Origin of the sequence: Streptomyces sp. WAC05292 (assembly GCF_003949955.1) — a bacterium.
Classification (GTDB): Bacteria; Actinomycetota; Actinomycetes; order Streptomycetales; family Streptomycetaceae; genus Streptomyces; species Streptomyces globosus.
This window is the reverse complement of sequence record NZ_RPSE01000603.1, coordinates 1-2,563: the sequence shown is the minus strand read 5'-3', so window position 1 is coordinate 2,563 and position 2,563 is coordinate 1. Positions and strand designations below refer to the sequence as shown.

2 protein-coding genes are annotated in these 2,563 nt (G+C 76.9%); one reads left to right on the top strand and one right to left on the bottom strand.

Translation table 11 applies throughout. From position 1 onward, the window contains the following. Positions 1-1,204, bottom strand: a 1,204-nt coding sequence (locus tag EF903_RS31495; RefSeq protein WP_125548389.1) for a thiolase C-terminal domain-containing protein, incomplete at its 3' end; no start/stop codon positions are given. A 122-nt stretch (positions 1,205-1,326) separates the two neighbouring features. Between EF903_RS31495 and EF903_RS31490 the strand changes: the two genes are divergently transcribed. After that, positions 1,327-2,563 (top strand): acyl-CoA dehydrogenase family protein (locus tag EF903_RS31490; protein ID WP_148142628.1); only part of this gene is annotated, 1,237 nt, incomplete at its 3' end.

Here is a 2,563-nt window from a genome sequence, read left to right as displayed (position 1 = left end):
ACCCCCGCCCCAGCACCACCGTCCCCGCGCTGCAGAACCAGCCTCCCGTGCCCGAGGCGACCGCCACCTCCGGCGGGGTGCCATCGCGGCGGAGCGTCTGTGTCGGGCCGGCCTCGCCGCGGAGTTGGCGGGTTGCCTCGACCAGCAGGAACAGGCCCCGCATGCCCGGGTGGCAGGCCGAGAGGCCGCCGCCGTCGGTGTTGACCGGGAGGTCGCCGTCGCGCAGGAGGCGGCCCTTCGCGGCGAAGGCGCCGCCTTCGCCCTTCGGGCAGAAGCCGAGGTCCTCCAGGGTGACCAGCGTCATGTACGTGAAGGCGTCGTACAGCTCGGCGATGTCGACGTCGGACGGGGTCAGGCCGGCCCGCCGGAAGGCCACCCGGCCCGAGGCGGCGGCGGGGGAGACCGTGAAGTCCTCCCACTCCGACATGGCGGTGTGGGAGACGGCGGTGCCCGCGCCGAGGATCCAGACGGGGCGTTTGGCCGTGTCGGGGACGTAGTCCTCGGCGGCGAGCAGGATCGCGCAGCCGCCGTCGGAGCGGATGCAGCAGTGCAGCTTGGTGAACGGGTCGGCGATCATCTCGCCGGACAGGACGTCGTCGACGGTGACCGGGTCGCGGAACATGGCGTCCGGGTTGTCGGCGGCGTTCGCGCGGGCCTGGACGGCGATCGAGGCGAGCTGCTCGAGGGTGGTGCCGTACTCGTGCATGTGGCGGCGGGCCGCCATCGCGTACTTCGCGATCAGCGTGTGCCCGTACGGCGCCTCGAACTGGAGGGGGCCGCGCGCGCCGAAGGAGAGGTTCGCGGTGCGGCGGCGGGCCTTGATGTCGGCGCGGGCCGTGGAGCCGTACGCGAGCAGGACGGCGTTGGCGTGGCCGGCGGCTATCGCGTCCGCGGCGTGCGCGGCCATGACCTCCCAGGTGGCTCCGCCGACCGAGGTGGAGTCGGTCCAGGCGGGGCGCAGCCCCAGGTACTCGGCGACTTCGACCGGGGCGAGGGTGCCGAGGCCGGCGGAGGCGAAGCCGTCGATGACGGAGCGGTCGAGGCCGGAGTCGGCGAGGGCGCGCCGGGCGGCCTGGGCGTGGAGGGCGTACGGGGTGGGGCCGTCGACGCGGCCGCAGTCGGAGAGGGCAGCGCCGACGATCGCGACGCGGCGGCGGGGGGCGGTGTCGGGTACGGGTCCGGAGAGGGGGCCAGGTCCAGGCATGGGACGAACGTACAGCTGACGCATCGTCAGTTCCAGTACGCGTCCGCCCGCTCCTCGCTCTGGGCATGTCGCGCCCCCGCCCCTAACATGACGGCCCGTCAGTTACGGGGAGGAGCCCGATGATGGATGCCGCCTTCACCGCGGAGCAGGAGGGGATCCGCCGCACCCTGCGCGAGGTCCTCGGCAGGCGCTGCGGCCCCGACCGGGTCAAGGCCGCCGTGCGCACCGCCGACGGCTACGACCGGGAGCTGTGGGAGCAGCTGTCGCGGGAGATCGGCCTGCCCGGCCTGGCCGTGCCCGAGGAGTACGGGGGCGTGGGCTGCGCCCCCGCGGACCTGGTGCTGGCCTGCGAGGAGACGGGGCGGGCGCTGCTGCCGTCGCCGCTGCTGGCCACCGCCGTGCTGGCCGCGCCGCTGGTCGCGGCACTCGGCGGTGCGGGGCAGCGCGCGGCGCTGCTGCCGCCGCTGGCCGGCGGAGGGCTGACGGCCGCGCTGGCGGTGCCGGGTCCGGCGCTGTCGGCGGCGCTGGGGCTGACCGGGGACGGCGCGGCGGGGGAGTGGGCCGGAGGCGGCCGGGCCGGCGGGGTGCAGGCCCGCCGCGCGGCGGACGGGGCGTGGCGGCTTTACGGGGAGGCCGCGCAGGTCCTGGACGGGCACAGCGCGGACCTGCTGCTGGTCCCGGCGCACGCGGGGGGCTTCGCGCGGAGCCGGGTGCTGCTGTTCGTGGTGCGCGCGGGTGCCGCGGGCCTGGTGCGGGTGCGGCAGACGGCCCTGGACGAGACCCGCCCGCAGGCCGTGGTGCAGCTGCGGGACGTCGAGGCGGAGTGGCTCGGCGAGGGTGATCCGTTCGACGGCGGCGGGCCCGGCGGACCCGGTGCGTACGGCGGGCCGGTCTGCGGTGCGCTGGCCGCCGTGGGGCGTACCGCGGCGGCCGTGCTCGCCGCGGAGGCGGCCGGGGCGGCCGGGCGGGTGCTGGAGCGGACGGTGGAGTACGCCCGGACCCGGGAGCAGTTCGGGCGGCCGATCGGCTCGTTCCAGGCGGTCAAGCACCGGCTCGCGGACCTGTACGTGCAGCTCCAGGCGGCCCGCTCCGCGGTCTGCTACGCCGCGTGGGACCCGGCGCAGGGCGGCCTGGCCCTCGCGCAGGGGCTGGAGGCGCTGCGGCTCGCCGCGGGGGAGGCGATCCAGCTGCACGGCGGGATCGGCTTCACCTGGGAGCACGACGCGCACCTGTACTTCAAGCGGGCCGCGGCGGACGAGCTGCTGTTCGGGCCGGTGCACCTGCTGCGGGCGCACGCGGCCCGGCAGGCGGGCCTCTTCGCCCCCTCCGCCGGCCCCGGACGCGGACCCGGCCCCGTCC